The 2,666-nt window shown below is 66.3% G+C and carries 3 protein-coding genes; all 3 read right to left on the reverse strand.

Annotated features, from left to right (window positions below):
- A partial coding sequence (sucD, locus tag PVV74_RS22740; protein WP_274594783.1) for a succinate--CoA ligase subunit alpha occupies positions 1-878 on the reverse strand: 878 nt, incomplete at its 3' end.
- Positions 879-978: 100 nt separating this feature from the next.
- Entirely contained in the window at positions 979-1,470 is a 492-nt protein-coding gene (locus tag PVV74_RS22745) for a hypothetical protein (RefSeq protein WP_274594784.1), read from the reverse strand.
- A 2-nt stretch (positions 1,471-1,472) separates the two neighbouring features.
- Positions 1,473-2,666, reverse strand: a complete 1,194-nt coding sequence (sucC, locus tag PVV74_RS22750) for an ADP-forming succinate--CoA ligase subunit beta (RefSeq protein WP_274594785.1) — start codon at positions 2,664-2,666, stop codon at positions 1,473-1,475.

Consider the following 2,666-nt stretch of genomic DNA (forward strand, 5'->3'; position numbering starts at 1 on the left):
CCGATAGCTTCGAGCACGGCTTCGCCCAATCCTGCGGGGGACTCGGCGACGGTGATGCCGGCGGATTTCATCGCCTCGATCTTGTCGTCGGCGCCGCCCTTGCCGCCGGCGACGATGGCACCGGCGTGGCCCATGCGGCGGCCCGGAGGCGCGGTGCGGCCCGCGATGAACCCGGCGCAGGGCTTGGAGCGGCCTTTCTTGGCTTCATCTTTCAGGAACTGCGCCGCGTCTTCCTCGGCGCTGCCGCCGATCTCGCCGATCATGATGATCGATTCCGTCTCGTCATCGGCCAGGAACCATTCCAGCACGTCGATATGCTCGGTGCCCTTGATCGGGTCGCCGCCGATGCCCACGCAGGTCGACTGGCCCAGGCCCACGTCGCTCGTCTGCTTCACGGCCTCGTAGGTCAACGTGCCGGAGCGGCTGACCACGCCGACGCTACCGCGCTTGTGGATGTGGCCGGGCATGATGCCGATCTTGCAGGCGTCGGGCGTGATGATGCCGGGACAGTTGGGGCCGATGAGGGTCGAGCTGCTGCCCTCGAGCGCGCGCTTGACGCGCATCATGTCCAGGACCGGGATGCCCTCGGTGATGCAGACGATCAGCGGGATCTCGGCGTCGATCGCTTCAAGGATCGAGTCGGCGGCGAAGGGCGGCGGCACGTAGATGACGCTCGCATTGGCACCGGTCTCGTGCATGGCCTCGTGGACCGAGTTGAACACGGGCAGGTCCAGGTGCGTCTGGCCGCCCTTGCCGGGGGTGACGCCGCCGACCATCTGCGTGCCGTAGGCAATGGCCTGCTCGGTATGGAACGTGCCCTGGCTGCCGGTTAGGCCCTGGCAGATGACTTTGGTGTTTTCGTCGACGAGAACGGCCATTGTGGCGTCTCCTTCCTTGATGATCTCTTCCCCGGCGACCGGGGTTATGTTGGTCTTGGCGCGCGGGGCTCAGCCCCCGCGCACGGGTATTTCAAACGCCTCAGATGCCCGAGGCATAGCCCAGGTCATAGGCGGTCAGGGTGCGGCCCGGGGTGCCCCTTATCACCAGGATCAGGTTGCCCTTGGCGCCCAGGTTGTAGACGCGCGCGGGCGGGGTGATCCGGTCGGTCATGCGCGGCGCGCCGAAGCGTTCGGTCATGGCCTGTTCCAGCGTGTAGACGTTGCCCGGAAAGCGCGCGCTGACGGCGCAGAACGTCCGGCCCTCGGGCGTGCGGGTGACGGCGGCCGAGACGGATTCGGTCGGCGAGAAATTGCGTCCGCCGTCCTCGACCGTCAGGCCCTCGGCCACCATGCGCGCCTTGGCCCCGGCAAAATCGGGGCGGGTCGGGCCGCAGATGCTGTCGTTCAGGACAATGGCCCGGTCGAGGCTGACCGGGTCGGTGCCGGAGCGCGAGATGCCGTCGCCGCCTGTTCCGCAAGCGGCAAGCAGAAGCGTGGCGGCCAGCAGGCCAAGGTTTTTCGAACGCGCCATCCTCAGCCCTTGACGGCCTTGACGATTTTCTGGGCGCCGTCCTTGAGGTCGTCGGCGGCGATCACGTCAACATCGGAGTTGTTGATGATCTCCTTGCCCTTCTCGACATTGGTGCCCTCGAGCCGCACGACCAGCGGGACCTGAAGCCCGACCTCTTTCACGGCCGCGACCACGCCCTCGGCGATCACGTCGCAGCGCATGATGCCGCCGAAGATGTTCACCAGGATGCCCTTCACCTGCGGGTCGCTGGTGATGATCTTGAACGCCTCGGTCACCTTGTCCTTGGTCGCGCCGCCGCCCACGTCGAGGAAGTTGGCGGGCTCGGCGCCGTAGAGCTTGATGATGTCCATCGTCGCCATCGCCAGGCCCGCGCCGTTGACCATGCAGCCGATCTCGCCATCCAGCGCGATGTAGTTGAGGTCGTACTTGGACGCTTCCAGCTCCTTGGGGTCTTCCTCGGTCGTGTCGCGCAGCTCGGCGATGTCGGAGTGGCGGTAGACCGCGTTGGAATCGAAGCCCATCTTGGCGTCGAGGCACTTCAGCTCGTTGCTCTCGGTCAGGATCAGCGGGTTGATCTCGAGCATCTCCATGTCCTTTTCCAGGAACATCTGGTAGAGCGTGCCCATCAGCTTGACGCATTGCTTCACCGCCGCGCCCTCGAGTTCCAGCATGAAGGCGATGCGGCGGCCGTGGAACGGCTGGTAGCCGGTGGCGGGATCGACGCTCAGGCTGAGGATCTTCTCGGGCGTCTTCTCGGCCACTTCCTCGATGTCCATGCCGCCCTCGGTGGAGGCGACGAAGCTGACGCGGGACGTCACCCGGTCGACCAGGAGCGCCAGGTAGAACTCCTTGGCGATGGCCGCGCCTTCCTCGATATAGATGCGGCCCACCTGCTTGCCGGCCTCGCCGGTCTGCTTGGTCACCAGCGTGCGGCCCAGCATCTTCTTGGCTTCCTCGGCGGCCTCGGAGACCGACTTGGTGATGCGCACGCCGCCCGCGTCGCCGGCACCGTCCTCCTTGAAGGTGCCCTTGCCGCGGCCGCCCGCATGGATCTGCGCCTTGACCACCCAGACGGGGCCGTCAAGCTCTCCCGCCGCCGTCTTCGCCTCTTCCGCGCGCAAAACGACACGCCCGTCCGATACAGGCGCCCCGTAAGAGCGCAGCAAGGCCTTCGCCTGGTATTCATGGATGTTCAT

The organism is Roseovarius sp. SK2, assembly GCF_028807495.1.
In the GTDB taxonomy this organism is placed as follows: Bacteria; Pseudomonadota; Alphaproteobacteria; order Rhodobacterales; family Rhodobacteraceae; genus Roseovarius; species Roseovarius confluentis.

What these genes read in the sequence shown, in the direction of transcription:
- sucC (WP_274594785.1), bottom strand. Translation starts at nt 2,666, where the DNA reads ATGAACATCCATGAATACCAGGCGAAGGCCTTGCTGCGCTCTTACGGG.
- PVV74_RS22745 (WP_274594784.1), bottom strand. Translation starts at nt 1,470, where the DNA reads ATGGCGCGTTCGAAAAACCTTGGCCTGCTGGCCGCCACGCTTCTGCTT.